This window comes from Bacillus sp. B19-2, from assembly GCF_022832475.1.
GTDB classification, from domain to species: Bacteria; Bacillota; Bacilli; order Bacillales; family Bacillaceae; genus Bacillus; species Bacillus paralicheniformis.
Window position 1 is genome coordinate 413,367 of the sequence record NZ_JALHKQ010000002.1, and the last position, 25,234, is coordinate 438,600.

General features: G+C 46.1%; 26 protein-coding genes. 22 read left to right on the forward strand and 4 right to left on the reverse strand.

All coding sequences use genetic code 11. The features are described from left to right. Nucleotides 1–2: 2 nt before the first annotated feature. A complete protein-coding gene (locus tag MST20_RS09240) occupies nucleotides 3–533 on the reverse strand; it encodes a DUF2529 domain-containing protein (protein WP_243941719.1) in 531 nt (176 codons plus the stop codon). 173 nt (nucleotides 534–706) lie between these two features. On the opposite strand from MST20_RS09240, the gene MST20_RS09245 reads away from it, so the two are divergent. From MST20_RS09245 to MST20_RS09290, 10 genes are all read left to right on the forward strand, one after another. Then, entirely contained in the window at nucleotides 707–1,084 is a 378-nt protein-coding gene (locus tag MST20_RS09245) for a response regulator (protein ID WP_094777382.1), read from the forward strand. A 202-nt stretch (nucleotides 1,085–1,286) separates the two neighbouring features. Beyond that, complete coding sequence (locus MST20_RS09250; protein ID WP_145646058.1) at nucleotides 1,287–2,144, forward strand: class II fructose-bisphosphate aldolase; 858 nt, start codon at nucleotides 1,287–1,289, stop codon at nucleotides 2,142–2,144. A 229-nt stretch (nucleotides 2,145–2,373) separates the two neighbouring features. Continuing rightward, complete coding sequence (gene fsa, locus MST20_RS09255; protein ID WP_020453287.1) at nucleotides 2,374–3,009, forward strand: fructose-6-phosphate aldolase; 636 nt, start codon at nucleotides 2,374–2,376, stop codon at nucleotides 3,007–3,009. Between the two features lie 248 nt (nucleotides 3,010–3,257). Next, on the forward strand, nucleotides 3,258–4,547 hold the full coding sequence (locus tag MST20_RS09260) for a UDP-N-acetylglucosamine 1-carboxyvinyltransferase (protein ID WP_023857064.1): 1,290 nt from the start codon (nucleotides 3,258–3,260) through the stop codon (nucleotides 4,545–4,547). A 66-nt stretch (nucleotides 4,548–4,613) separates the two neighbouring features. Then, nucleotides 4,614–5,579: a class II fructose-bisphosphatase gene (gene glpX / locus MST20_RS09265; protein WP_080131527.1), complete on the forward strand. Its 966-nt coding sequence runs from the start codon at nucleotides 4,614–4,616 to the stop codon at nucleotides 5,577–5,579. Nucleotides 5,580–6,034: 455 nt separating this feature from the next. Next, complete coding sequence (gene rho / locus MST20_RS09270) at nucleotides 6,035–7,318, forward strand: transcription termination factor Rho (protein WP_003186053.1); 1,284 nt, start codon at nucleotides 6,035–6,037, stop codon at nucleotides 7,316–7,318. Between the two features lie 127 nt (nucleotides 7,319–7,445). Further along, nucleotides 7,446–7,646 (forward strand): 50S ribosomal protein L31, encoded by a 201-nt coding sequence (rpmE, locus tag MST20_RS09275; RefSeq protein WP_003186051.1) that lies wholly within the window; start codon nucleotides 7,446–7,448, stop codon nucleotides 7,644–7,646. A gap of 78 nt (nucleotides 7,647–7,724) precedes the next feature. After that, nucleotides 7,725–8,309, forward strand: a complete 585-nt coding sequence (locus MST20_RS09280) for a thymidine kinase (protein WP_243941721.1) — start codon at nucleotides 7,725–7,727, stop codon at nucleotides 8,307–8,309. 336 nt (nucleotides 8,310–8,645) lie between these two features. Next, the gene (gene malS, locus MST20_RS09285; RefSeq protein ID WP_243941723.1) at nucleotides 8,646–10,349 is read left to right on the forward strand and encodes an oxaloacetate-decarboxylating malate dehydrogenase; all 1,704 of its coding nucleotides are present in this window, start codon (nucleotides 8,646–8,648) and stop codon (nucleotides 10,347–10,349) included. A gap of 179 nt (nucleotides 10,350–10,528) precedes the next feature. Continuing rightward, nucleotides 10,529–11,485, forward strand: a complete 957-nt coding sequence (locus tag MST20_RS09290; protein WP_243941725.1) for an AEC family transporter — start codon at nucleotides 10,529–10,531, stop codon at nucleotides 11,483–11,485. A gap of 47 nt (nucleotides 11,486–11,532) precedes the next feature. Here the strand turns inward: MST20_RS09290 and racA are convergent, their stop codons facing one another. Both racA and gloA2 read right to left on the reverse strand, forming a co-directional pair. Then, entirely contained in the window at nucleotides 11,533–12,093 is a 561-nt protein-coding gene (gene racA / locus MST20_RS09295) for a chromosome-anchoring protein RacA (protein WP_243941726.1), read from the reverse strand. Between the two features lie 135 nt (nucleotides 12,094–12,228). Next, the gene (gloA2, locus tag MST20_RS09300; protein ID WP_165428314.1) at nucleotides 12,229–12,612 is read right to left on the reverse strand and encodes an SMU1112c/YaeR family gloxylase I-like metalloprotein; all 384 of its coding nucleotides are present in this window, start codon (nucleotides 12,610–12,612) and stop codon (nucleotides 12,229–12,231) included. A gap of 135 nt (nucleotides 12,613–12,747) precedes the next feature. Here gloA2 and prfA point away from each other — a divergent pair, with 135 nt between their 5' ends. Further along, the gene (gene prfA, locus MST20_RS09305) at nucleotides 12,748–13,818 is read left to right on the forward strand and encodes a peptide chain release factor 1 (protein ID WP_165428313.1); all 1,071 of its coding nucleotides are present in this window, start codon (nucleotides 12,748–12,750) and stop codon (nucleotides 13,816–13,818) included. 2 nt (nucleotides 13,819–13,820) lie between these two features. After that, nucleotides 13,821–14,687, forward strand: a complete 867-nt coding sequence (prmC, locus tag MST20_RS09310) for a peptide chain release factor N(5)-glutamine methyltransferase (protein WP_165428312.1) — start codon at nucleotides 13,821–13,823, stop codon at nucleotides 14,685–14,687. A gap of 376 nt (nucleotides 14,688–15,063) precedes the next feature. Here the strand turns inward: prmC and MST20_RS09315 are convergent, their stop codons facing one another. Further along, nucleotides 15,064–16,053 (reverse strand): LacI family DNA-binding transcriptional regulator, encoded by a 990-nt coding sequence (locus tag MST20_RS09315; RefSeq protein WP_243941728.1) that lies wholly within the window; start codon nucleotides 16,051–16,053, stop codon nucleotides 15,064–15,066. A gap of 106 nt (nucleotides 16,054–16,159) precedes the next feature. Here MST20_RS09315 and MST20_RS09320 point away from each other — a divergent pair, with 106 nt between their 5' ends. From MST20_RS09320 to rpiB, 10 genes are all read left to right on the forward strand, one after another. Continuing rightward, nucleotides 16,160–17,473 (forward strand): DegT/DnrJ/EryC1/StrS family aminotransferase, encoded by a 1,314-nt coding sequence (locus tag MST20_RS09320; protein ID WP_243941730.1) that lies wholly within the window; start codon nucleotides 16,160–16,162, stop codon nucleotides 17,471–17,473. Beyond that, on the forward strand, nucleotides 17,460–18,308 hold the full coding sequence (locus MST20_RS09325) for an HAD-IIB family hydrolase (protein WP_243941732.1): 849 nt from the start codon (nucleotides 17,460–17,462) through the stop codon (nucleotides 18,306–18,308). Before MST20_RS09320 ends, MST20_RS09325 begins: the two co-directional genes overlap by 14 nt. A gap of 13 nt (nucleotides 18,309–18,321) precedes the next feature. Continuing rightward, nucleotides 18,322–19,368, forward strand: coding sequence for a Gfo/Idh/MocA family protein (locus MST20_RS09330; RefSeq protein ID WP_243941733.1), 1,047 nt, complete (start codon nucleotides 18,322–18,324; stop codon nucleotides 19,366–19,368). A 65-nt stretch (nucleotides 19,369–19,433) separates the two neighbouring features. Beyond that, on the forward strand, nucleotides 19,434–20,627 hold the full coding sequence (locus MST20_RS09335; protein ID WP_243942543.1) for an MFS transporter: 1,194 nt from the start codon (nucleotides 19,434–19,436) through the stop codon (nucleotides 20,625–20,627). Between the two features lie 118 nt (nucleotides 20,628–20,745). Then, entirely contained in the window at nucleotides 20,746–21,405 is a 660-nt protein-coding gene (gene spoIIR, locus MST20_RS09340) for a stage II sporulation protein R (protein ID WP_165428306.1), read from the forward strand. A gap of 342 nt (nucleotides 21,406–21,747) precedes the next feature. Next, nucleotides 21,748–22,191 carry a GNAT family N-acetyltransferase gene (locus MST20_RS09345; protein WP_243941735.1) on the forward strand — a complete coding sequence of 148 codons (444 nt, stop codon included), beginning with the start codon at nucleotides 21,748–21,750 and terminating at the stop codon, nucleotides 22,189–22,191. Between the two features lie 157 nt (nucleotides 22,192–22,348). Continuing rightward, the gene (locus tag MST20_RS09350) at nucleotides 22,349–23,392 is read left to right on the forward strand and encodes an L-threonylcarbamoyladenylate synthase (protein ID WP_243941737.1); all 1,044 of its coding nucleotides are present in this window, start codon (nucleotides 22,349–22,351) and stop codon (nucleotides 23,390–23,392) included. A gap of 74 nt (nucleotides 23,393–23,466) precedes the next feature. Further along, the gene (locus MST20_RS09355) at nucleotides 23,467–24,027 is read left to right on the forward strand and encodes a manganese efflux pump MntP (RefSeq protein WP_023857078.1); all 561 of its coding nucleotides are present in this window, start codon (nucleotides 23,467–23,469) and stop codon (nucleotides 24,025–24,027) included. Nucleotides 24,028–24,179: 152 nt separating this feature from the next. Continuing rightward, nucleotides 24,180–24,635 carry a low molecular weight protein arginine phosphatase gene (locus MST20_RS09360; protein ID WP_243941739.1) on the forward strand — a complete coding sequence of 152 codons (456 nt, stop codon included), beginning with the start codon at nucleotides 24,180–24,182 and terminating at the stop codon, nucleotides 24,633–24,635. A gap of 137 nt (nucleotides 24,636–24,772) precedes the next feature. Continuing rightward, nucleotides 24,773–25,222, forward strand: coding sequence for a ribose 5-phosphate isomerase B (gene rpiB / locus MST20_RS09365; RefSeq protein WP_020453266.1), 450 nt, complete (start codon nucleotides 24,773–24,775; stop codon nucleotides 25,220–25,222). The last annotated feature ends 12 nt before the right edge of the window (nucleotides 25,223–25,234 follow it).

Genomic DNA, 25,234 nt, shown 5'->3' on the forward strand with positions numbered 1-25,234 from the left:
TTTTATTGGTATTCCTGAAGAATTTCCTTTAATGTAAAGGATAGGGCATGATAAATGTAGAGGCTGACCATCAGGGACGGAAATCCGAACCTTGTTCCGTCTTCATCAGGAAGAAGCGGCATTTTCAGCTTTGAATCGATATGGACATCGGCGAATGATGCGATCGGGGCGCCGTCTTTTCCCGAAGGGGAGACGACAACAAGTCCGATTCCTTGTTCATACAGTTTTTCTGCCATTTTCAGCTCTTCGTCATCCGCTGAACCGGCGCAGAACATCAGCACTTTGTCCGTCATTTCAAAATCGGGCCAGTTTTCTTCGTCCTTCGGCAGCGCTTTGACTGAGGGGAACGGTTCAGAACTGTACATCGCTTCTTTCGAAATGCCTTCCAATTCATTTTTTCCGTATACATAAACCGAATGATCACTGATGACCGCCTGGGCCAACAAGCGGGCGCCGTCCTCTATCGATTGGGCCTCGCCCTCTTGAATCCGGTTGAAGATTCCCGTCAATTGAGTGGTGAAAATTTTAAGCAAGCTGACTCCTCCTTCTTTACTGACTATCATTATATAACAAAAGAGAATAATGGGAAAAATCCTCTAAATATGTCGCAAACTTAAATATTTTAATTAAAGGAAAAGAGAAAAACAAAACAGAATAGATAAACTACTGCTTAATTTTGGCGAAAATTATAAATATAGAGGTGTAAATCATGAATGAGAAGATTTTAATCGTAGACGACCAGTACGGGATTCGGGTTCTGCTGAATGAAGTTTTCAATAAAGAAGGATACAAAACCTTCCAGGCTGCGAACGGGATTCAAGCGCTTGACATTGTGAAAAACCAGCGCCCCGACCTCGTTTTGCTCGATATGAAAATCCCCGGCATGGACGGAATTGAAATTTTGAAAAGGATGAAGGTCATTGACGAGGGGATCCGCGTCATCATTATGACGGCCTACGGAGAGCTCGACATGATCCAGGAATCGAAAGAGCTTGGAGCCCTGACGCACTTTGCGAAGCCTTTTGACATCGACGAAATTCGCGATGCCGTTAAAACCTATCTGCCCATAAAATCCAACGGATAGCGGAAAAGTTTTTGATGTTGTCACAGTCACAATGTTGCCGATTTGTTGATTAATTGTTATTCTATATAAGTAGAGAAAAGCTATCTAACGTATTTAAAAAACCAAAACATTTTACATATGGCGGTTTTTTCTGGTCATGCTAGGTAGGTGTGGAGGCTTTTTTCGCAAAAGCAAATCAGGCTACATAAGGAGGACTTTCGACATGCCTTTAGTATCAATGACGGAAATGTTGAATAAAGCAAAAGAAAACGGATATGCTGTCGGACAATTTAACTTAAATAACCTTGAGTTCACTCAAGCGATTTTACAAGCCGCTGAAGAAGAGAAATCTCCTGTTATCCTCGGTGTATCAGAAGGTGCAGGACGCTATATGGGCGGATTTAAAACCGTTGTGGCAATGGTTAAAGCGCTGATGGAAGAATACAACGTAACAGTACCTGTTGCGATTCATTTAGACCACGGCTCAAGCTTTGAATCTTGTGCAAAAGCGATTCATGCGGGATTCACTTCCGTTATGATCGACGCTTCCCACCATCCTTTCGAGGAGAACGTTGCGACGACTTCAAAAGTTGTTGAGCTCGCTCATTTCCACGGCGTATCAGTTGAAGCTGAGCTTGGAACTGTAGGCGGACAGGAAGACGACGTCATTGCAGAAGGCGTCATCTACGCGGATCCTAAAGAGTGCCAAGAACTTGTTGAGCGCACAGGAATCGACTGCCTTGCACCTGCATTAGGTTCTGTTCACGGCCCTTACAAAGGCGAACCAAACCTTGGATTCGAAGAAATGGAAGAAATCGGAAACGCGACTGGTCTTCCGCTCGTACTTCATGGCGGTACAGGCATTCCGACTGCCGACATTAAGAAATCTATTTCTTTAGGTACGGCAAAAATCAACGTCAACACTGAAAATCAAATTGCTTCTGCGAAAGCTGTTCGCGAAACGCTTGCTGCGAAGCCTGAAGAGTATGATCCGCGCAAATACCTCGGACCTGCACGCGAAGCTATCAAAGAAACAGTGATCGGCAAAATGCGTGAATTTGGTTCTTCAAACAAAGCATAATGACGATTGGAAAAGCATCTGTTTTCCCGCAAAGCCGGGGAAACAGGATGTTTTTCTGATGTTTTAGGGAAGTGCTGTTAACACATGCCTTTGACGGCATGAGGCTCTTTTGCTTCCCGTTCAGTCAAAAAAGCCGCCTGATAGCGACAGGCGGTTTTATCCATATCATCCGGAAAGCGCAAACAAGTTCCACAGTTCAGACATTTTCATGACAGGAGGTTTTATCAATATGCTGTTTTTTATTGATACTGCAAATTTAGACGAAATTAAAGAGGCGCACGCTCTCGGCGTGCTTGCGGGAGTTACGACAAATCCTAGTTTAGTAGCAAAAGAAAACATTTCGTTTCATGACCGTCTGCGTGAAATTACCGAAGTGGTTTCTGGGTCAGTCAGCGCTGAGGTTATTTCTCTGAAGGCTGAAGAGATGATTGAAGAAGGAAAAGAGCTTGCGAAAATCGCGCCGAATATTACGGTGAAAATTCCGATGACGTCTGACGGCCTGAAAGCTGTTAAAGCATTAACCGATCTCGGGATTAAAACGAACGTCACGCTGATCTTCAGCGCAAACCAGGCGCTTCTTGCCGCAAGAGCAGGAGCTACGTATGTTTCCCCGTTCCTGGGACGCCTTGACGATATCGGCCACAACGGCCTCGATTTGATCAGTGAAATTAAACAAATTTTCGATGTGCACGGTTTGGACACGCAAATCATCGCCGCGTCCATCCGCCATGCGCAGCATGTGACTGAAGCCGCGCTAAGGGGAGCGCATATCGGCACGATGCCTCTCAAAGTCATTCATCAGCTTACAAAGCACCCGCTTACTGATAAAGGGATTGAACAGTTTTTAGCTGACTGGAATAAATAATTGCTTCATGTGGGTGGCAAGTGGAGGGGCTCCCTCCGTTTGTCACCATTTTGTCTTACAAAGAGAAATGAATGTTTTGCAGAAGAGAACCTTGCCGCAGTCTGCTTCGCTACTTTTCTTCCCGATAAATTTAAAATGTGTTGTATTCTTTCTCTTCTAATTGGATAGATTTTGAAATGAACCATTTATTTTGGAAATCTCATTATGAAGCGCTCCATTAGCTATCTTCTTTAAGGAAGGAGACGATCATGGAAAAGTTAAATATAGCCGGCGGCGATCCTCTCAATGGCACAGTACATATAAGCGGAGCGAAAAACAGCGCTGTCGCTCTCATACCCGCGACGATTTTGGCTGATTCGACGGTTACGCTTGAAGGCCTTCCCCATATTTCAGACATTTTGACGCTGCGCGATCTGCTGAGAGAGATCGGCGGAAACGTTCACTTTGAAAAGGGAGAAATGGTCGTTGATCCTGCGCCGATGATCAGCATGCCTTTGCCGAATGGAAAAGTGAAACAGCTTCGGGCTTCTTATTACTTAATGGGCGCGATGCTCGGACGCTTTAAGAAAGCGGTCATCGGCCTTCCAGGCGGCTGCCACCTCGGTCCGAGACCGATTGATCAGCATATCAAAGGTTTTGAGGCGCTCGGAGCCGAAGTGACGAACGAACAGGGTGCGATCTATCTGCGTGCAGAGGAATTAAAAGGCGCGCGCATTTATCTTGATGTCGTCAGTGTTGGAGCAACGATCAACATCATGCTTGCCGCCGTGCTTGCCAAAGGCAGAACCGTAATTGAAAACGCTGCGAAAGAACCTGAGATTATCGATGTTGCCACCCTTTTAACGAGCATGGGAGCAAAAATAAAAGGTGCCGGTACGGATGTCATCCGCATCGAAGGCGTTGAGTCGCTTCACGGGTGCAGACACTCGATTATTCCGGACCGGATCGAAGCCGGCACTTTCATGATCGCAGCCGCTTCCATGGGACAAGAAGTGCTGATTGATAATGTGATTCCGACGCATTTGGAATCGTTAATCGCCAAGCTCCGCGAAATGGGGGTTCGAATCGAAGAAAGCAGCGAGCAGATTTTAATGGTCGGCGGGCAGAAAGAGCTGAAACCGGTCGATTTGAAAACGCTCGTATACCCCGGTTTTCCGACCGATCTGCAGCAGCCGATGACATCGCTCTTAACGAAGGCAAACGGGACGAGCGTCGTCACTGACACCATTTATTCCGCCCGCTTCAAACATATTGACGAGCTGAGGCGCATGGGCGCGTCGATGAAGGTCGAAGGCAGATCGGCGATTATTACCGGTCCCGTTCCGCTGCAGGGCGCCAAGGTGAAAGCGAGCGATCTGCGGGCGGGAGCGTGTCTCGTTGTAGCGGGTCTAATGGCGGAAGGAGTCACTGAAATCACCGGTTTGGAGCACCTTGACAGAGGCTACAGCCAGCTTGAAGAAAAGCTGGCAAAGCTCGGGGCCACTGTCTGGCGCGAAAAATTGACAGACCAGGAAATTGAACAGCTGCAAAATTCCTGATGGACAAATGCTGTGATAGATCAAACATAAAACGATTTCATATGGGGGAGAGGAGATTAGATAGGGATGGAAAGAAGCTTATCGATGGAGCTGGTGCGTGTGACAGAAGCGGCTGCGCTTAAGTCAGCGCGCTGGATGGGTAGAGGTAAAAAGGACGAGGCCGACGACGCCGCGACAAGCGCCATGAGGGATGTGTTTGACACCATTCCTATGAAGGGAACGGTCGTAATCGGAGAAGGGGAAATGGACGAAGCGCCGATGCTTTATATTGGAGAAAAGCTCGGCAACGGCTACGGCCCTCGCGTAGACGTAGCAGTAGATCCTCTCGAAGGGACGAACATCGTCGCAAGCGGCGGATGGAACGCGCTCGCAGTCATTGCTGTGGCTGATCACGGAAACCTGCTGAATGCGCCTGACATGTATATGGATAAAATCGCTGTAGGTCCTGAAGCTGTCGGCTGCATCGATATTGAAGCGCCTGTGATTGATAACTTGAAAGCTGTGGCAAAAGCAAAAAATAAAGATGTAGAAGATGTCGTAGCCACGATTTTGAACCGTCCGCGGCACGAGAAAATCATCCATGAGCTTCGCGAAGCGGGCGCCCGAATCAAGCTGATCAATGACGGGGACGTGGCCGGTGCCATTAACACCGCTTTTGATCATACAGGCGTCGATATTTTATTCGGCTCAGGAGGCGCTCCGGAAGGCGTCCTGTCTGCTGTCGCACTCAAAGCTCTCGGAGGAGAAATTCACGGAAAGCTTCTTCCTCAAAACGAAGAAGAACTGAGACGCTGTGAAAAGATGGGGCTTGATACGGGCAAAGTGCTCCGCATGGAAGACCTCGTCAAAGGAGACGACGCGATTTTCGCCGCAACCGGTGTCACAGACGGAGAGCTTTTGAAAGGCGTGCAATTCAAAGGATCTGTTGGAACGACCCACAGTATAGTCATGAGAGCGAAATCCGGTACGGTGCGGTTTGTGGACGGAAGACACAGTCTCAAGAAAAAACCTAACCTGGTCATCCGGCCATAAGGAAGAGAAAAGCGGGGATATAGACGACCCGCTTTTCCCTTGTATTTCACTTCACGAATTGAATCAAGGTTCATACTCTGATACAATAGCTAACGGCTTTTCTTCTTCATGTCAAAGCATTTTCAAAACAGGGTCATCTCTATCAATTTCATGTCAAATCGTAAATGAAGTTGAATATGTACGACAAATGAGGTAAAACTAAAGAGTGCTGCGAAATTTTCTGCACATGTTGGTTCTTAGAGAGCCAAAATCCTGCCGCATCTATCAGATATGCGATTATCTTCTCTTGTTAAGTCCTCGCTTCTTTCTCGACTCATACTTATAATCCTTTTCAATACGTCGATATATATGGGTAGAAGCGTTGCCGGTAAACGAATCGGCAGTATAAATAAGCGTCTTACGTGAAATTGATGAAACAAAGTAAATTATTCGATTAGAAAAGAGTGGTGTTCTTAGTGAAAGATGTATCCATTTCATCTTTGGAAAATATGAAATTAAAAGAGCTGTATGAGCTTGCAAGGCATTATAAAGTCTCTTATTACAGCAAACTGACAAAAAAGGAACTGATTTTTGCCATTCTGAAAGCAAACGCCGAGCAGGAAGATCTGCTGTTCATGGAAGGCGTATTGGAAATCATCCAGTCCGAAGGGTTCGGCTTTCTCAGACCGATCAATTATTCCCCTAGTTCAGAGGATATCTATATTTCCGCTTCGCAAATCCGTCGTTTTGATTTGAGAAACGGTGACAAAGTGTCCGGAAAGGTCCGTCCTCCAAAAGAAAACGAACGGTATTACGGCCTTCTGCATGTTGAAGCGGTTAACGGAGACGATCCTGAATCGGCAAAAGAACGCGTCCACTTTCCAGCGTTAACGCCGCTTTATCCAGACCGCCAGATGGTGCTTGAAACGAAACCGAATCACCTGTCAACACGGATCATGGACATGATGGCGCCGGTCGGCTTCGGACAGCGCGGTCTGATCGTCGCTCCGCCTAAAGCAGGTAAAACAATGCTCTTGAAAGAGATCGCGAACAGCATCACAACCAATCATCCGGAAGCGGAGCTGATCGTGCTTCTTATCGATGAAAGACCTGAGGAAGTGACCGACATCGAACGTTCGGTTGCAGGAGATGTTGTCAGCTCAACGTTTGACGAAGTTCCTGAAAACCACATCAAGGTGGCCGAGCTTGTATTGGAACGTGCGATGAGGCTTGTTGAGCATAAAAAGGACGTTATCATTTTAATGGACAGCATTACAAGGCTTGCCCGCGCTTATAACCTAGTCATTCCGCCGAGCGGCCGAACGTTGTCAGGGGGAATCGATCCCGGCGCTTTCCACCGTCCAAAGCGTTTCTTTGGAGCGGCCCGCAACATCGAAGAGGGCGGCAGTTTAACGATCCTGGCGACCGCTCTTGTCGACACGGGCTCGCGGATGGATGACGTCATCTATGAAGAATTTAAAGGGACAGGGAACATGGAGCTTCATCTTGACCGTTCTCTTGCGGAAAGAAGAATCTTTCCTGCCATTGATATTCGCCGTTCGGGTACGCGTAAAGAAGAGCTTCTCGTTCCGAAAGAGCACCTTGACCGTCTGTGGTCCATCCGGAAAACGATGTCTGACACGCCTGATTTCGTCGAAAAATTCATGAGAAAAATGAAAAAGACGAAAACGAATCAGGAGTTTTTCGATATTCTGATCCAGGAATGGAAGCAAGCGAATATGTCAGCGGCAAGGCGCTGATTTAAAACTTTAGTTTGCAAAACGTCCGAATCGCTGTTATAATTCTATCATATGCGTTCCGGAGGTTTTGTCCCGGAATAATAACTCTGTTTCCGAATTGGATTCAGGGCGGAAGGAGATGACAGACATGAAAGCAGGAATTCATCCTGAGTTCAAAAAAGCAACAGTCAAATGCGCTTGTGGAAACGAATTTGAAACAGGTTCAGTAAAAGAAGAGGTACGCGTTGAGATTTGTTCTGAATGCCATCCGTTCTACACTGGCCGCCAAAAATTCGCTTCTGCTGATGGTCGTGTTGATCGCTTTAACAAAAAATACGGTCTTAAGTAATAATAGATATGATAAACAGGCAGGATTTTTCTTGCCTGTTTTTTTACTTGCAATTATTGCTGGAGAGGAGTTAGTCGGATGTACATCATGAAGCAAAGCGGATGGCTTGAGCTCATATGCGGAAGCATGTTTTCGGGCAAGTCAGAGGAGCTGATCCGCCGGATCAAAAGGGCAACGTTTGCGAGACAGGAAGTCAAAGTGTTTAAACCGGCCATTGATAATCGCTACAGCAGCGAATCGGTTGTTTCGCATAATGGGACATCCATTGTTTGCCATGCCATCGCATCTCCGGAAGACATTTTTCAATACATAAGCAAAGAAACGGATGTCATCGGCGTCGATGAAGTCCAGTTTTTTGACGAAACGATTGTCGGCACGTTAACTTCTCTGGCTGATCAGGGCTACCGTGTGATTGCAGCAGGTCTTGATTTGGACTTCCGGGGCGAGCCTTTCGGTGTCGTGCCTGATCTTATGGCTTTAGCGGAAACGGTGACGAAGCTGCAAGCGGTGTGCTCTGTCTGCGGATCTCCGGCCAGCCGTACGCAGAGGCTGATCAATGGAAAACCTGCTTCTTATGACGATCCGGTCATTTTGGTGGGGGCTTCCGAAGCATATGAAGCACGCTGCCGCCACCATCATGAAGTGCCTGGAAAGCCAAAATGAAATCGGAAAAACATATAGATTTTCACGCAAAAACACTTGGTAAAAACAAGTGTTTTTTTTATTGAATCCTTTTTATAGGAATTAATGTAATTAAAAAACTTAATTAAGAATACGAAAAAATTAACTAATTTTCATCGCTTGAATTTTGACAAAGTCAGGCATAAAATGACTTACTGTAGTCAGTAAAAAGTAAATAGGTTTTAGGAAATGTTCAGTTTTTTGTCAAAAACGCGCGTTACATATTTGACAATCTACATGTGTAAAAAGGCAAATGTTCTATATTGTTTACCGTATTTATTTCACTTCATTAACATTTTAAGAAAGAAGGTAATTAGTGTGAACAACATGAGAAGAACGAAGGAAGGATATTTGGAGACTTCTTTGCGGGGAAAAGACGTTCTTTCCATTCCGACGCTTAATAAAGGTGTTGCATTTTCGCTTGAAGAAAGAAAAAACCTTGGTCTTGAAGGGCTTCTGCCGCCGACTGTTCTCAGCCTTGATCAGCAGGCGGACCGGGCTTATGAACAATTTTCCCGTCAACCTGACAGACTTCGTCAAAATGTATATTTGAACGATCTGCAAAACAGAAACGAAGTGCTTTTCTATAAATTATTGCAAAACCATCTGCGTGAAATGCTTCCGGTTGTCTATACGCCAACTGTCGGGGAAGCGATTCAGGAATACAGCCACGAATACCGCAGACCGCACGGTGTTTACTTGTCAATCGATGATATAGACGGAATCGAGACGGCATTTAAAAACCTGCAGGCATCTGCTGATGACATCGATTTGATCGTTGCGACCGATTCCGAAAGCATCTTGGGTATCGGCGACTGGGGCGTCGGAGGCATCAACATTGCAATTGGTAAGCTTGCAGTATATACGGCGGCAGCGGGAATCGATCCGAGCCGCGTCATCCCGGTCGTACTGGATGTCGGAACGAATAACGAAAAACTGCTAAACGATCCGCTTTACATCGGAAACCGTCATCCGCGTGTAGAAGGCGAGCGTTACGAACAATTTATCGACGCTTATGTTGAAACAGCATTGAAGTTTTTCCCTGATGCACTTCTTCACTGGGAAGATTTCGGAAATAAAAACGCCCGCAACATTATGAGTAAATATAACCATAAAATTTCAACATTTAATGATGATATCCAAGGAACAGGGGCTATCACGCTGGCAGCCATTTTAGCAGCTGTCCAAAAGACTGGCACGTCTTTGAAAGACCACCGCGTCGTCATCTTCGGACCTGGTTCTGCGGGTATCGGAATTGCTGACCAAATTCGCGACACCATGGTGCTTGAAGGGCTTTCAGAAGAAGAAGCCAGCCGCGCATTCTGGACAGTCGACTACAGAGGATTATTAACGACAGGCATGGATCAAATTTTGGATTTCCAAGAACCGTATTTGCGTGATACGGAAGAAGTGAAAGAATGGAAACGCAATGAAAAGGGAGAGATTTCCTTTGAGGAAGTCATCCGTCAAGTGAAGCCTACCATTCTGATTGGTACATCAGGTGTCGCCGGTGCCTTCACTGAAGAAATTATCAAAGAGATGGCGGCTCATACTGAGCGTCCGGTGATTCTGCCGATGTCCAATCCGACACATCTGGCTGAAGCTGTTCCTGAAGACTTGTTCAAATGGACGGACGGAAAAGCGCTTGTGGCGACGGGAAGCCCGTTTGAAGCTGTTGAGTACAATGGCGTGAAACACGAAATCGGACAATCCAATAATGCTTTCGTCTTCCCTGGATTAGGCCTGGGAACAATCGTTTCGAAAGCGAAAGTCATCACAAACGGCATGTTTGCCGCATCTGCAAACGCGGTCGCGAACATGGTTGACCATGAAAAACCGGGTGCAGGCCTTCTGCCGAAAATTGACGACCTGCAAGACGTATCTGTTCAAGTGGCAATTGATGTTGTGAAAGCTGCCATTAAAGACGGCGTGGCCCAAGTTCAGCCTGAAGATGTCGAAAAGGCCGTTCGCGAAGCCATGTGGCGTCCGGAATACCAAACAATTGTTGCAAAGCGCGACTAATATTTATTACTGAGGAAACGATAAAAAGAAACGGCAGCCCGGGTCCGGATGTTTTGTCACCGGGCTGCACCAATCAAAGATGAAAAAACGGGATCGGCGGCTGGTAACAGGGCTTCCCGCATTTATCAGCCGCCGTTAATTCGTCCCCTGAAAGGGACAACATAGAGGAGGAAACAGTCTTGGACTTTTTAAATATTTTAATCCTCCTTGCGCCAATATTTTTTGTTATTGCGCTGGGATGGTTCGCGGGTCACTTTGGAAGCTATGATGCTAAATCTGCAAAAGGGGTAAGCACGCTCGTTACGAAATACGCGCTTCCGGCCCACTTTGTATCAAGCATTTTGTCAACGCCAAAAGATAAGTTTTACAGCCAGATTCCGCTGATGATTTCATTGGTTATCGGTATCGTTGGATTTTACGTTATTATTTTACTTCTTTTACGATTTTTGTTTAAATACGATTTAACAGATGCTTCAATGTTCTCATTAAACTCAGCTCAGCCGACATTTGCTTTTATGGGAATTCCGGTATTGGGCAGCCTGTTCGGTATGCAGGAAGTTGCGATTCCGATCGCGATTACGGGAATTGTCGTGAATGCGATGCTTGATCCTCTTGCGATCATCGTTGGAACTGTCGGCCGTTCTTCTAAAAAACAAACGGAAACGACAGAAAGCATTTGGAAGGTAACAGGAAAATCAATTTTACACGGTTTGTCTGAACCGCTCGCTTTTGCGCCGCTTGCAAGTATCATTCTTGTATTATTCGGTCTGCAAATTCCTGAATTGCCGCAGAAAATGCTTGATATGATCGGAAATACGACTTCAGGTATCGCCCTTTTCGCAGTCGGGGTGACTGTCGGAATCCGTAAAATCAAATTCAGCATGCCTGCTTTGAGCATCGCTTTATTAAAAGTCGCTGCTCAGCCTGCTTTAATGTTTTTGATCGCGATGGTCGTCGGCCTTTCTTCCGCTGACATGACAAAAGCGGTTCTGCTTGTGGCATTCCCTGGTTCTGCCGTGGCGGCTATGATTGCTACAAACTTTGAAAGCCAGGAAGCAGAAACGGCATCCGCGTTTGTGATCAGTGCGGTACTGTCAATTATTTCACTACCGATATTGATTGCCATTACAGCATAAGGAAAAAGCTTGCAAGAAGCCGTTGGCCTTGCAAGCTTTTTTGCGCTTTAAAAAGAGAAGATCGATTTCAATTTGCTTTTCGGTTTTTTTTCTTCTCTTCTGCCGGCTGTATCTTTTTCCTGGCGGTTCATGTTTTCCAATTCGCTGATTTTCTGTTCGAGATGTTTGATCTGCTGCCGTTCTTCTTCCAGTTCGCGCCTTTGCTGCAGAAGCTGATAGGAGACGACATCGTCCGCTTTTTGTTCAAGCTTTCTTTCCAGCTCAGCGATTTTCTTTTGGAGCAGCTCGCGTTCAAGCTGTTCATGTTCTAAAAAACGCTGCAGCCTTTCTTCGAGCCGCTCATTCAGTTGCGGTGCAGGCTCTTCCGTTTGAATCATTTCGTTTTTCTTGATGAAGAAGGTTTTTTTCGGGCGTTTGATCGTGACATCCTGCATAGGCGTACCGTTTTTTAACTGCTCTTTTACTTCTTTTAAGATGGCGATATCGTCTTTCGTGAAAAAGTAGTGGCCAAGCTCATTTCGGGAAGCGGGCAGTTGCAGCTGCTTGACCCAGCGCTGCACCGTTTTGGTTGAAACCCCGAGTTCATTTGCCGCATCAGCAGTATTCATATGATACCTCCTTTTAACCTGTAACTGTTCATTAAAAAGGGTATTCGACCTGAATGAAAAGCTTCCTTCCTGTTAGACAAAAGAAGAAGGGATTCGGCAAAGAAAGCGTTTTTTCCACAGATGGCGAAGGCGTCGCTATGCCTCGTAAAGCTCTAAAGGCAGGCCGTCCGGGTCGGAGAAGAACGTATAGCGCTTGCCTGTTCCGGGATCGGTGCGGATCGGTTCAGCAGTGATGCCTTTTTGCTTGAGCTCCTTGACGGTCTGATCTAGATCGGCCACTGTGAAAGCCAAATGGCGGAGTCCGGCAGCTTCCGGTCTGGTAAGGCGCTCGGGCGGATCTGGAAAAGAAAACAGCTCGATGACATAGCGGCCGTTTAATGAAAGATCCAGTTTATATGAATCCCGGTCCTTTCTGTACGTTTCGCTCAGAATCTCAAGTCCGAGCTTGTCGACATAGAATGTTTTGGATGCTTCATAATCCGAGCATATGATGGCGATGTGATGAATCGATTCCAGCATTGAGTTAAGCTCCTTTTTTCTTAAAAGTATAGCAAAAAGACGCGGCAGCTGCCGATAACGGCGAAGTTGTTTTGACGGGGAGGAGTCCCTGTACTATAATTAGAATGTTACGCACAGCAAACAGAGGTGAATAGCGTGTTAGACCGTTTAAAATCGATAGAGGACAGGTACGAAAAATTAAATGAATTATTAAGCGATCCGGAAGTTGTCAACGATCCGAAGAAGCTTAGAGAATATTCGAAAGAACAATCTGATTTACAGGAAACAGTTGAAGTATACAGACGTTATCGGAGCGCGTCGGAACAGCTGAGCGATGCCAAAGCTATGCTTGAAGAAAAGCTGGACTCCGACATGCGTGAGATGGTTAAAGAGGAAATTTCCGAACTGCAGGAAGAAATCGAGTCGCTCACAGACCAGCTGAAGGTACTGCTGATCCCGAAAGATCCGAACGATGACAAAAACGTTATCATCGAAATCCGCGGCGCAGCGGGCGGTGAAGAGGCTGCTTTATTTGCCGGCAACCTTTACCGCATGTACAGCCGCTACGCAGAGCTCCAAGGCTGGAAAACAGAAGTGATGGAAGCGAATACGACAGGTACAGGCGGATATAAAGAAATCATTTTTATGATCAATGGGAACGGCGCATACTCAAGGCTGAAGTATGAGAACGGCGCACACCGTGTACAGCGCGTTCCGGAGACCGAATCCGGCGGGCGCATCCATACATCCACGGCAACGGTAGCCTGCCTGCCTGAGGCTGAAGAGGTAGAAGTCGATATTCATGAAAAAGACATTCGCGTCGACACCTTCGCGTCGAGCGGTCCGGGAGGGCAAAGCGTCAATACGACGATGTCAGCCGTCCGTCTGACCCACCTTCCGACAGGTGTTGTCGTGTCTTGCCAGGATGAGAAATCTCAGATCAAAAACAAAGAAAAAGCGATGAAAGTTCTGCGCGCGCGAATTTACGATAAATTTCAGCAGGAAGCTCAGGCTGAATATGATCAAAACCGGAAATCCGCCGTCGGAACAGGGGACCGTTCTGAGCGCATCCGCACGTATAACTTTCCGCAAAACCGCGTCACCGATCACCGGATCGGCTTGACGATTCAAAAGCTCGACCAGATCCTTGAAGGCAAGCTTGACGAAGTCATCGACGCGCTGATCGTCGAAGACCAGGCAAGCAAGCTTCAGCAGGCGGAGAGCTAAACATGAAAACAATTTTCGAAGCCCTCAGGTGGGCTTCTTCTTATTTGACGGAAGCGGGAAGAGACCGGAATGCCGCGGAAATTTTGCTGACAGATCAGCTGAACATCGACCGAAGCAAACTGTTGGCAAGCTTCCATGATGTCATATCAGAGTCTGATTTTTCGAGGTTTAAAAAATCTGTCGAGCTTCATCATCAAGGAGTGCCTGTTCAATATATCACCGGAAAAGAGTCCTTTTACGGACGGGAATTTTCCGTAAATGAACACGTTCTGATTCCGCGTCCTGAAACAGAGGAAGTCGTAGAAGCTGTTCTTTCCGAAGCGGAAAGAGTTTTTCCAGGAACAGATCGTCTTAAAGCCGTCGATATCGGTACAGGAAGCGGGGCGATTGCGGTGACTCTTGCGCTTGAGAGCCCGCGTTTCTCCGTCACGGCGACGGATATTTCGGAACAAGCTTTAAGTACGGCAAGACACAACGCTGACCGGCTTGGGGCGAAAGTGGATTTCATCGGCGGCGATTTGCTTGAACCGCTTATCACGCGAGAGAAGAAAGCTGATGTCATCGTTTCGAATCCACCTTATATATCTGAGGAAGACATGAAGATGCTGTCAGATGTCGTCCGTCTTCATGAACCCGCCGGGGCTTTGACGGACGGTGCTGACGGATTGCAGTTTTATAAGCGTTTCATGAAGGAAATTCCATTTGTCATCGCAGATCAGGCATTGGTGGTGTTTGAAATCGGCTGGACTCAGGGGGATGCCGTCAAAGACATGTTTCACCGGTTCTTTCCTGATGCTGACGTACGGGTGAAAAAGGATCTTAATGGAAAAGACCGCATCGTCTGCGCGGTCATTGAGCAACATCGTTAAAAAAACCGCCGGAAATGAAGCCATCCTAAAAAGTTAGACAAATAAAATCTCATGAAGCAGTTTGACTGGCATGATTCCGGTATTGTACCGGGTCATGCCTTTTCATTTGATCTTGATCCGTTTATGTCCCTTATTCCCCGCAAAACACCTTTTAACCGCGTGTATTTTTTCCTCAGCTGTCAATTTAGCCATACAAAAACTGCACCTCCAATTGTTAATTGTGTCTAACAAAAAGGGTGCAGTTCAAATTCCCGGCGGTCTTTTTCGTTAAAAAACAGGAACCGCAGCTATGACCGTTCAGACAACCTGCTTTACTATTTTTTAACAAAATCTTTATCTGAATAAAATAAAAAATAGTTCAAGATTAATATATAGCCTAAACAGATTGTCTTATTTTTAATGTAGGGGACAGTGTCACGACATCCCGCTGTAAGCCGCTTTCCCCATTCAGAAGGTTTATCATTGCACATACGGCTTTTTGAGCCAGCTCTTCAACAGGAATATCGATTGTCGTGATTTCCGGATCGGTCACCTCACAGATCGATTGATTGTCATATCCAAGCACTGCAAGCTGCTTTGGCACTTCATATTGATAATAGCGGGCCCTTTTAATCAATCCTGCGGCCACTTGGTCATTTCCCGTAAAAATGGCGGTCGGCTTTTCGGACATGTTGTGGATCTGGTCCATAATGCGGAAGCCGTCATGAATGGTAAATGCGTGGCTGAACATCCACTTCTCCTGGAAACGTAAACCCGCATCAGACAATGCTTTCATAAACCCTTCTTTTCTCATAATCTGGGCCTTGCTGTGTATCGTGTCACAGCAAAAGGCCATTAAATGATGCCCTTTTTGAATAAAAAGCTCCGTTCCTTTATATCCGGCTTCGAATTCGTCATAGCAGATCACCGGCACGTCCGCTTCGGCGTGGAATTCATTTGCCAAGACCACGGGACCGTATTTGACGTATTTTTTGATGTCTTCCCACTCATTTTCAAGGCTGCATAACATAAGCCCGTCAACTTCTTTCCTCTTGAGCAGCTCCAGTACTTTCAGTTCATTCTGCTTTTGATAAAACGTCTGAAACACAATGACTTTGTATTGGTGTTTCAGTGCTTCAGCGGACATATGCTTCATGAGCTGCGCGAAGAATGGGTGGTCCGCGTGAGGGACAGACACTGCGAGAAACATCGTTTTGTTGGATCTGAGCTTTCGTGCAGACGTGTTCGGGATGTAATCCAATTTTTCGATGACTTCCAAAACCCGCTTCCTTTTTTCTTCAGATACATAGGGATGGTCGTTCAGTACTCTTGAAACAGTTGTTTTTGACACATTACTTAATTTTGCAATTTCGTCAATCGTAGGCATAAAGTCACTTCCTGAAAAAAAGAGTTGTTATGGTATCGATTCCATCATTTAAGATATGTCATGAAATATGACAATTTCCCAAAATAATAAAAATGGGGTGAAATTGATGAAAACCGCAAGCGAAAACATGACTTGCACAAGCAAACAGCTATTTGTTCTTCTGAATGATTTGAAGGAAGGGAAGCTCGCTGGTGAATGCCGTATAGACGACACACTGGCCAATCAAAAATTAAAAGAGACATTGCAACAGGACCAATTCGACTTGACCGCCAATTTGCTGAACAGAATGGATTCTCCGCCCTCCAGAGTTGATTTTATGCCGCTTCATCGACTGATCACAGAAGAAGAAGTAGATGACGTGATTCATGCGGTGAAAGGCGTGTTGCCGACCGGGCAATTTACAAGCGGTTCTTATGTCGGTGTATTTGAAGCTGAAATAGCCGCTCTTTTGAGAAAAAAGCATGTCATGGCTTCCTCCAGCGGAACCGATGCCATGATTGTCGCACTGAAAGCTGCGGGTGTTGGACAAGGTGATGAAGTCATTATGCCTGCAAACAGCTTTGCTGCAACGGAAAACGCCGTGCTTGCAGCTGGAGGCACTCCGGTTTTCTGCGATATTGACCCTGTTACATTTTGCATGGATCCTTCTGAAATTGAAGCATGCGTCACTTTGAAAACAAAATGCATTTTGCCTGTACATCTTTATGGAAAGCTGCCTGACATGGAAGCCATTGCAAAAATCGCTGATAAATACGGCATCCCGATTATTGAAGACGCCTGCCAGTCGATCGGCGTTTCCGATCTGGGAAAAAACAGCCTTTGCTCCATATTAAGCTTCAATCCGTATAAAAATCTCGGCACTTGCGGAAAAGCCGGCGCAATTGTGACGGATGATCCATCATTTGCATCCGCATGCATGGAATATATGTATCACGGCTTTGAACTGAACCAAAAAAATAAAAAGGCGGCTGATTACGGCTTTAACGCCAAGATTGATAATCTGCAAGCCGCTATTGGACTGGCAAGGATGAAACATCTTTCATTAAATAATCTGAAGCGTTTATATTTAGCTGATCGTTATATTGCGCATTTGCAACAGTATGAAGACAGAGGTCTGATCCAATTGCCTCAAATGACCGATGATCACGTGTGGCATTTGTTTACAATTAAAATAATAAGCGGAAATCGAGATCAAGTCAAAGATATGATGCTTAAATTTCATAATGTCCAAACAGATATATACTACCCGATTTTATCCCATCATCAAAACACACCACTTGTAAAAGCCGATTATCAGCACACATCGCTGCCGGTCACTGAATCAGTGCATAAACAAATGCTTCAGCTCCCTCTCTATCCGGGACTCACCGTAGAAGAACAAGACAAAGTAATGGAGGCTTTAATTGATGTCGTATCATGAAACACTTTCTTTTCACACCTTGCAGCAAGTAAACAAGCCAAAGTACGCCGTATTTTGTGATTTTGATGAGACATATTTCGCCCACAGCATCACCGATGAATCGAGGAAAGCGCTCATGGACCTTGAAACATTTATTCATTCGCACCATCTTGATCACAAGATTTTGCTCGGCTGGGTGACCGGGAGCGGCCTGTCATCCGTTCTTGCAAAAATGAAGCGGGGAGGCTTTCGATATCTTCCGCATTTTGTCGCCAGTGATCTTGGCACTGAGATCACTTATTTCTCTGAAGAAGGCCAAGTCTCTGATAAAGATTGGGAAGCCCGCTTGCAAGAATCAAATTTCTCCCATGATCTGGTCGAAGAAATCAAGCAGACTCTCTCTGAAAAATATGAGATTGCGCTTGTGCCTCAGACTCAGCATGGTTTTTCCCGTTATAAAATCAACTATTACTATAGATCTTCGGATGAGAGCACAGATAAGAGGGCGCTTGAAGCCATCAGGCGGCTTGCAAGAGAGCATGAAATAGGAGTAAATATCAATCGCTGCAATCCTTTGGCAGGCGATCCGGAAAACAGCTATGATGTGGACTTTATCCCCTTGCGGACAGGCAAACCGTACATTGTGGATTTTATATTGGATAAATTCGCGATAGAGAGGGAGAATTCATTTGCTTTCGGCGACAGCGGAAACGATGTGGATATGCTTAAAAAAACCGGACATGGTTATCTGGTGGGGAATGCGACAGCAGAAGCCAAGTCGCTCCATTCCCGTATGACAGAAGGAAGCTATACGGCTGGAATTTTAGAAGTGCTAAAAGCCCATATCAAACGATAAGGAGTGTCCTTAGATGAAAATCGGAATTATTGGAGCCGGAGGAATTGCAAAAGCTCATGCGAAAGCTCTTTCAACAGTCAAAGGTGCCGAGCTTTCAGGGTTTTTTGATGTCAATTCGCTTGCCTCGCGTAAATGTGCGTTTGAATACGGGGGAACTGTATTTAACAGTATGCAGGAGCTGCTGAATCAGTCGACGGCAGTCATCGTTTCATCGCCGAACTTTTGCCATAAAGAACATGTACTTGAAGCGATGGCCGCAGGTAAGTATGTATTGTGTGAAAAACCGATGGCTGTCTCAATGGAAGAAGCGGAGGAGATGAAAAACAGGGCGTCTCAATCTGCTTATATTCCGATCATGGGCTTCAATTACCGCCATCTCACATTTGTTCAGCGCCTAAAAGATATGATATCCGGCAATGAACTTGGAGATATTTTGTCCATCAATGTCCATTTTAAGAAAAACAGCGCCTTGAGAAGAAAAAAATATACTTGGCGCGATCATTCGAAAAGCAACAAAACGAGCGGTGCATTAGGAGATTTGGGTGTGCATTTAATCGATCTCATTCTCTATTTGTTCGACAGTCCGTTTAAACTGGACAGTTTAAAAGTCAAAATGATGACGGTCGTCAAAGAAAAAGAACAAAAACAGGTATATGTTGATGATCATTCTGAAGTATACGGCCAGCTTGAAAATCATGTGTTTGTCAATATGATTACGTCAAAATGCACAAAAGCGGATGAGTGCGGCTTTAGCATTGAGGTCAATGGCCAAAACGGCGTATTTTACTATCATTCACAGCAGAAAAATCAGTTTTTGCTGAGGACCGGATTGACGGAGCAGATGATAACAATGCCGGACACGTGGCTGACAGACCCTGAAAATGAATTTTACGGATGGGCCGATTCCTTCAGAGTTCAGCTGATTCAATGGATGAACGGAATTCGGGATCGCAATTTCGCATCGCTTGCCGCTTTTGAAGATGGATACAAGACACAATTCTACTTAAATGAATTTTTCAATAAAGGTCAGCAGCTGTCCCTTTCAAAACAAGCAAACTAGCATTGCGAAAAACCCTTGCCGGCCGTGCCAATAGCCGCAAGGGTTTTATGGTCTGCAACGAAGGAGTGAGTCTATTGAAAAAAATATTTCTATTCGGTTGTTCGTTTTATTTTCTTGTAGGGGTTATCCATATTCTGCTGGGGAGCCTGTCACCGTATATCATTCAAGAATATCACCGGGATGTTCACGATCTATCCTTCCTGATCTTTTTCCAATTCACCGGTTTTCTAATCGGCGTCCTGCTTGCGCCGATATTTGTCAGACGCACCTCTCATACGGCTGTATTGACGTTTGGCCTTCTACTTATTCTCGTAACGCTTTTAGGCGCTTTCCTTTTTGATATGTTCATCTTTTTTGTCATCATGGGGTTTTTGCTCGGCTTTGGCGCCGGTACTTTAGAAACGACGATGGGAGCGTATGTGATTGCACAAGATAAAAATGCGAAGGGGATGAATATTTTAGAGGTTTTTTTCGGATTAGGCGCTTTGCTGTTTCCTTTTCTTATTTATATCCTTACGGAACGATATGCCTGGCATTTCCCCTTGTATGCTTTATTTATCTTCGTTTTTGTGCTTGCGTGTATGTGGGTGGTTTATTTGTGCAGAAAAACCCCTGACACTGCTTCCGGTCAAATGGCTTATCAGGAAAAACCGACTGTGTCAGCCATATTTGAAACCGGAAAGAAAGAAAAAAGCATTTTCCTCTTTCTCATATTCGCTTTTGTATATGCGGGTATCGAGACCAATTTCGCAAACTTTTTGCCGGCGCTGATGCTGGAAAAAGGAGCAGGAGAAATCAGCGTGATCAGCGTTTCGTTTTTTTGGACGGGAATGGTGTGCGGGCGTTTATTGACAAGTATTTTTGGCGGACGCTTAACTTCCGTTGCCTTTCTGATCTTCAGTGCCGGAGCCTTGACTGTTTTGCTTTTGATTCTGGCGTGGTTTCCGGTTCATCAAACACAGCTGCTCCTCGTATTTTTCATCGGGCTGTCGGCAGCCGGCATTTTTCCGTGCGCCGTCACTCTGGCCTCGTTGGCTGGAAAGCCTTTTACAGAGGAAATCACCAGTCTCTTCATTTCATCCGCAAGTCTGGGAGGAGCGCTTCTTTCATTCTTGATCGGCTGGGCGATTGATGCAAGCGCAGCGGCTGTCTTCCCGTTTCTGTTGTTCGGCGGATTGGGGGGCTTGCTGCTCGTCATCAGCGCGGTGATTTTTTTATCCGGCCTGCAAAAAAACAAGCAGAGCCATTTGGATATGTAGATTTTAGAAAGAGATTACAAGCTTAGTAGGATTTTTTTCTGCATCCGTTTAAACCGTTCCATCTTTGACCATAATATTGCTAGAAAAGGTTGAAGAACGGAGAGGAACGGTGGGGAAAATGAAGAAATCAAACATTGCCTGTATGTATATTTTTCTTTTATTAATAGGAGCGCTTGCAAATCTCACGACGGAAGAGACGGCCCAATCATCGGGCGGGAAGCCTGCCGTGATTCCAGATGAAGCGATTCGGCTGCGAATTTTGGCAAACAGCGACAGCGGGAGCGACCAAAGCGTCAAACGTAAAATCAGGGATGAGGTCAATAAACAAATTACGAATTGGGTGGAAAACCTGACCTCGGTTGAGGAAGCGAGACAAGTCATCAGGTCGAAGCTGCCTGAAATCAAAGAGGTTGCCAAGGATGTCATGAAGCGCGAAAATGTCCGGCAATCCGTGTCTGTCCGTTTTGATCGAGTTTCATTTCCGACAAAACTATACGGCAATATGGTGTATCCAGCCGGAGAATATGAGGCTGTTTTAATTACATTAGGCAAGGGAGAGGGAGCCAACTGGTGGTGCGTCCTGTTTCCGCCGCTTTGCTTTCTTGATTTTTCCAATGGGGAAGCCGTAAAGTCGCCTGAAGACGAACAAACCGCTGCCGGGGAAAACCGTCGGGAAGAAAAAACAGTCGCGGCGGATGAAGCGGTATCTGGCGAAGATAAAGAAGACAAAGAAGTGAAATTTTTTCTTGTCGAATGGATTACCGGGCTTTTTTCTTAAAGAGACCGCCTTGCTTTCGTGCAGGGCGGTTTTTTACTGTTTGTTTTTTCATGATGGTTATTCACGCTTTTGAATATGATATAATTTTCCAAAACGGTTCGGGGAAAATACTGCTTTTCGGATATACACCTTCTGCCCCTTCCTGATGTGCCAATTACATTGCCCAGCAGAAGAGAAACTGTCTTATCACCAGTACAGAGTTCATTTGCATACTCATTCAAAGCATGAGTTCCTGCTAATCAAAATTGAAAAATGAATAGCCGGCATTCTTTCAAATCAAAAGGTATATTTTACTGTCGCCCTCATAGATTGGATAGAGAAGTTAAAAAACGGGGTGAAAAGATGTTCTACCAATTGAGGTTAGCGGAAATGAAAGACATGAATGCGATTGAAGCGTTTTTAAAAAAGGCGGGGACAAGCCATAAAGGCCTTGAGGAAGCGAAGAGCCAGTTTATCATGATGGAAGACCCTCCCGATGAAATCGTCGCCTGCCTCGGAATGGAGGAATTTGAAAACAAAAAAGGGCTGCTGCGCTCGCTTGTCGTGTCTGACAAGCTCAGCCAGGGCCACATCGTTTCCCTGTTTCAAAGCATGCAGGTATTGTGTGAAAAGCGGGGAATCCAAACCCTGTATTTAGTTGCCAATAAACGAACATCGATGGATTTCCTTGAAGTGCTCGGTTTTAAACAAGCTGCGGCAATTCCGGTAGAGCTTGATGGATCAGAGCATGTTTCAGACTCACTGAGCGTAAACGGAGCCGTTTTGATGGAGAAAACGACTCATTAGCCGTTAACTTATACACAGAGATATCCACGGATTCAAAAGCGTTATCCACAAAATGTGGACAACGCTTGTTTTCTTTTTCTTCATCTTTTATACTTTCAACAGGATTTACATGAATGATTAACGTTTTTAGTGTTTTGTTAAGGGAGTTTTGATGGTGATGAAAACAAAAGTATGGACTGTGGATGTAAAACGTGATTTGTCCACAAACTGTCCACAAATTGCACAAGCGGCAAGACTGCTCAAGCAAAATGAAACGGTTGCTTTTCCGACAGAGACGGTTTACGGTCTTGGCGCAAACGCCAAACACAGTGAAGCCGTAGCTAAAATATACGAAGCGAAAGGGCGTCCGAGCGACAATCCGCTCATTGTCCACATCGCTGAAATTGAACAACTCGGAGAATTTGCAGAGATTGATTCGCCTCAGGCCGAAATGCTGATGAAGCGTTTTTGGCCCGGACCGCTGACCCTTGTGCTGCCGTGCAGGCCCGGGGTGTTGTCCACAAAGGTGACGGCGGGGCTCGACACGGTCGCGGTCAGAATGCCTGATCATCCTGTTGCCCTTGAGCTGATTAGACAGGCCGGCGTTCCGGTAGCCGCCCCGAGCGCCAATCTGTCCGGAAAACCGAGTCCGACGAAAGCCGAGCATGTCGTCCACGATTTAAACGGACGGATTGCAGGTGTCGTTGACGGCGGTCCTACAGGAGTAGGGGTTGAATCAACAGTTGTTTCATGCACCGGTGAAATTCCGGTCATTTTGAGGCCGGGCGGCGTCACAAAAGAGCAGCTCGAAGAAGCGGCCGGCTCTGTCTTGATTGACCAGGGCCTCACCGACGAAAAAAAGGCGCCGATGTCTCCAGGGATGAAATATACGCATTATGCACCGGAAGCCCCGCTTGCCATTGTGAACGGAGGCGTTGAAGATATTCAACGGCTGATCGGTCAATATCAGAAAGACGGCATGAAAGTCGGCGTCCTTACGACAGAGGAACGGGCCGGTGCCTATCAGGCGGATGCCGTCCGCATCTGCGGCAGAAGAGACCGTCTTGAAACGGTTGCCGCCGGTTTGTATGACGTTCTCCGCAGCTTTGACGAAGAACAGCTCGATTTTATTTTTGCGGAGTCTTTCCCTGAGGAAGGGGTGGGCCGGGCGATTATGAACCGGCTCTTGAAAGCGGCAGGCCACCGCGTAATCGAAGCATAGCCTAAGCAGGGTTGTTCTATCCGCCTTTGGACGTGCATAAGCTAGAAAAGCTGGCGTGTCCAAGGGGGAATTGCATGAATGTTGATGTGTTGATAGGCGAAATCCTGACGCTCTCGATCATGGCTTTTGCACTCGGCATGGATGCCTTTTCAGTCGGTCTTGGAATGGGAATGGCCAAGCTGAAAAGGAACCAAATCTTTCAAATCGGCGTCATTATTGGATTGTTCCATGTCATCATGCCGCTGGGCGGAATGATTGCAGGACAGTTTCTTTCGGGCGCGCTTGGTGCGCTTGCAGGGTATCTTGGAGGAGCGCTTTTATTGGTGCTGGGCATTCAGATGATTGCCGCATCTTTTAATAAAAGCGGAGAGCAGATCATCTCTCCGCACGGCTTCGGCTTATTCATTTTTGCCGTCGGCGTCAGCCTCGACAGCTTTTCAGTCGGTCTCAGTCTCGGTCTCTACGGGACGAAACCGTTATTAACGATCTTTTTGTTCGGTTTGTTCAGCATGGTGTTAACCTGGGCGGGTCTGCTGCTTGGAAAAAAGGTTCAAACGTGGCTTGGCGCTTACAGCGAAGCGCTCGGAGGAGCCATCCTGCTGAGCTTCGGTCTGAAGCTTTTGCTGCCCATTTAATTGAAAGAGGAGAAAATCTTCTTCCCGCTTTGCATAACATAATAAAACATAGAAAAAGAGGGGGCGATAACCCCCTCTTTTTTGATTTCTGGAGCGGATTTTATTATTTTCCGGCTGAATCCTTTATAATATGAACAAAGGAGTGAACAAGATTGAACATATTATTTGTCTGTACTGGAAATACGTGCCGCAGCCCGATGGCCGAAGCGCTTTTTAAATCTGCGGCCGCCGAAAAAAAACTGAATGTCTCCGTCAAATCTGCCGGGTTGTTTGCTCCTGAAAACGGAAAAGCTTCTTTATATGCAGTCGAAGCGCTTTTTGAAAAAAACATCGCTCTGAATCATACATCTTCACAACTTTCCGGGAAGAAGGTTGAATGGGCGGATCTCGTGTTGACGATGACGGAGCAGCACAAGCAGGTGGCAGTACATGAATTTCCAAAGAGCCGAGATAAAATCTATACGCTGAAAGAGTATGTCAAAGGAGAAAGCGGGGACATTATTGACCCGTTCGGCGGATCTCTCAGCGACTATCAAAAAACGAGAGATGAGCTGGAGCAGCTGCTGAAAAAATTGGCAGAAATGCTGGCGGGGAAATCTCGGGAATAGAAGCTAAGGAGCGTTTGCAAATCGAGCGGCAGCGGGTACAATAGACATGATCAATCAGAAATATATACCGGCTGTATACTGCTTAACGGTCTCCGCGAGACTTTTGGCGGCACATCAAACGAGGAGGAGTCATTCCAATGAAAGTAATCATTGCTTCAGATCACGGCGGAATCAATATCAGAAAAGAAATTATGGCATTGATGGATGAATTGAACATCGAATACGAAGATTACGGCTGCGAATGCGGTTCAGGATCTGTGGACTACCCGGATTATGCGTTTCCGGTAGCGCAAAAAGTGGCGGACGGGGAAGCCGACAGAGGCATTTTAATATGCGGAACAGGAATCGGCATGAGCATTTCCGCCAATAAAGTAAAAGGCATCCGCTGCGCCCTTGTCCACGACGTTTTCAGCGCGAAAATGACAAGAGAGCACAATGACACGAATGTTCTTGCGATGGGTGAACGGGTGATCGGCCCCGGTTTAGCGAGAGAGATTGCAAAGGTTTGGCTTACGACTGAGTTTTCAGCCGGGCGGCACGCCGTCCGTATCGGAAAAATCGCCGATTATGAAGACAAGCATGAATAAAGGGTGTCGTCA

What these genes read in the sequence shown, in the direction of transcription:
- MST20_RS09250 (WP_145646058.1), top strand. Translation starts at nt 1,287, where the DNA reads ATGCCTTTAGTATCAATGACGGAAATGTTGAATAAAGCAAAAGAAAAC.
- fsa (WP_020453287.1), top strand. Translation starts at nt 2,374, where the DNA reads ATGCTGTTTTTTATTGATACTGCAAATTTAGACGAAATTAAAGAGGCG.
- MST20_RS09260 (WP_023857064.1), top strand. Translation starts at nt 3,258, where the DNA reads ATGGAAAAGTTAAATATAGCCGGCGGCGATCCTCTCAATGGCACAGTA.
- glpX (WP_080131527.1), top strand. Translation starts at nt 4,614, where the DNA reads ATGGAAAGAAGCTTATCGATGGAGCTGGTGCGTGTGACAGAAGCGGCT.
- rpmE (WP_003186051.1), top strand. Translation starts at nt 7,446, where the DNA reads ATGAAAGCAGGAATTCATCCTGAGTTCAAAAAAGCAACAGTCAAATGC.
- MST20_RS09280 (WP_243941721.1), top strand. Translation starts at nt 7,725, where the DNA reads ATGTACATCATGAAGCAAAGCGGATGGCTTGAGCTCATATGCGGAAGC.
- racA (WP_243941726.1), bottom strand. Translation starts at nt 12,093, where the DNA reads ATGAATACTGCTGATGCGGCAAATGAACTCGGGGTTTCAACCAAAACG.
- gloA2 (WP_165428314.1), bottom strand. Translation starts at nt 12,612, where the DNA reads ATGCTGGAATCGATTCATCACATCGCCATCATATGCTCGGATTATGAA.
- prmC (WP_165428312.1), top strand. Translation starts at nt 13,821, where the DNA reads ATGAAAACAATTTTCGAAGCCCTCAGGTGGGCTTCTTCTTATTTGACG.
- MST20_RS09315 (WP_243941728.1), bottom strand. Translation starts at nt 16,053, where the DNA reads ATGCCTACGATTGACGAAATTGCAAAATTAAGTAATGTGTCAAAAACA.
- MST20_RS09320 (WP_243941730.1), top strand. Translation starts at nt 16,160, where the DNA reads ATGAAAACCGCAAGCGAAAACATGACTTGCACAAGCAAACAGCTATTT.
- MST20_RS09325 (WP_243941732.1), top strand. Translation starts at nt 17,460, where the DNA reads ATGTCGTATCATGAAACACTTTCTTTTCACACCTTGCAGCAAGTAAAC.
- MST20_RS09330 (WP_243941733.1), top strand. Translation starts at nt 18,322, where the DNA reads ATGAAAATCGGAATTATTGGAGCCGGAGGAATTGCAAAAGCTCATGCG.
- spoIIR (WP_165428306.1), top strand. Translation starts at nt 20,746, where the DNA reads ATGAAGAAATCAAACATTGCCTGTATGTATATTTTTCTTTTATTAATA.
- MST20_RS09345 (WP_243941735.1), top strand. Translation starts at nt 21,748, where the DNA reads ATGTTCTACCAATTGAGGTTAGCGGAAATGAAAGACATGAATGCGATT.
- MST20_RS09350 (WP_243941737.1), top strand. Translation starts at nt 22,349, where the DNA reads ATGAAAACAAAAGTATGGACTGTGGATGTAAAACGTGATTTGTCCACA.
- MST20_RS09355 (WP_023857078.1), top strand. Translation starts at nt 23,467, where the DNA reads ATGAATGTTGATGTGTTGATAGGCGAAATCCTGACGCTCTCGATCATG.
- rpiB (WP_020453266.1), top strand. Translation starts at nt 24,773, where the DNA reads ATGAAAGTAATCATTGCTTCAGATCACGGCGGAATCAATATCAGAAAA.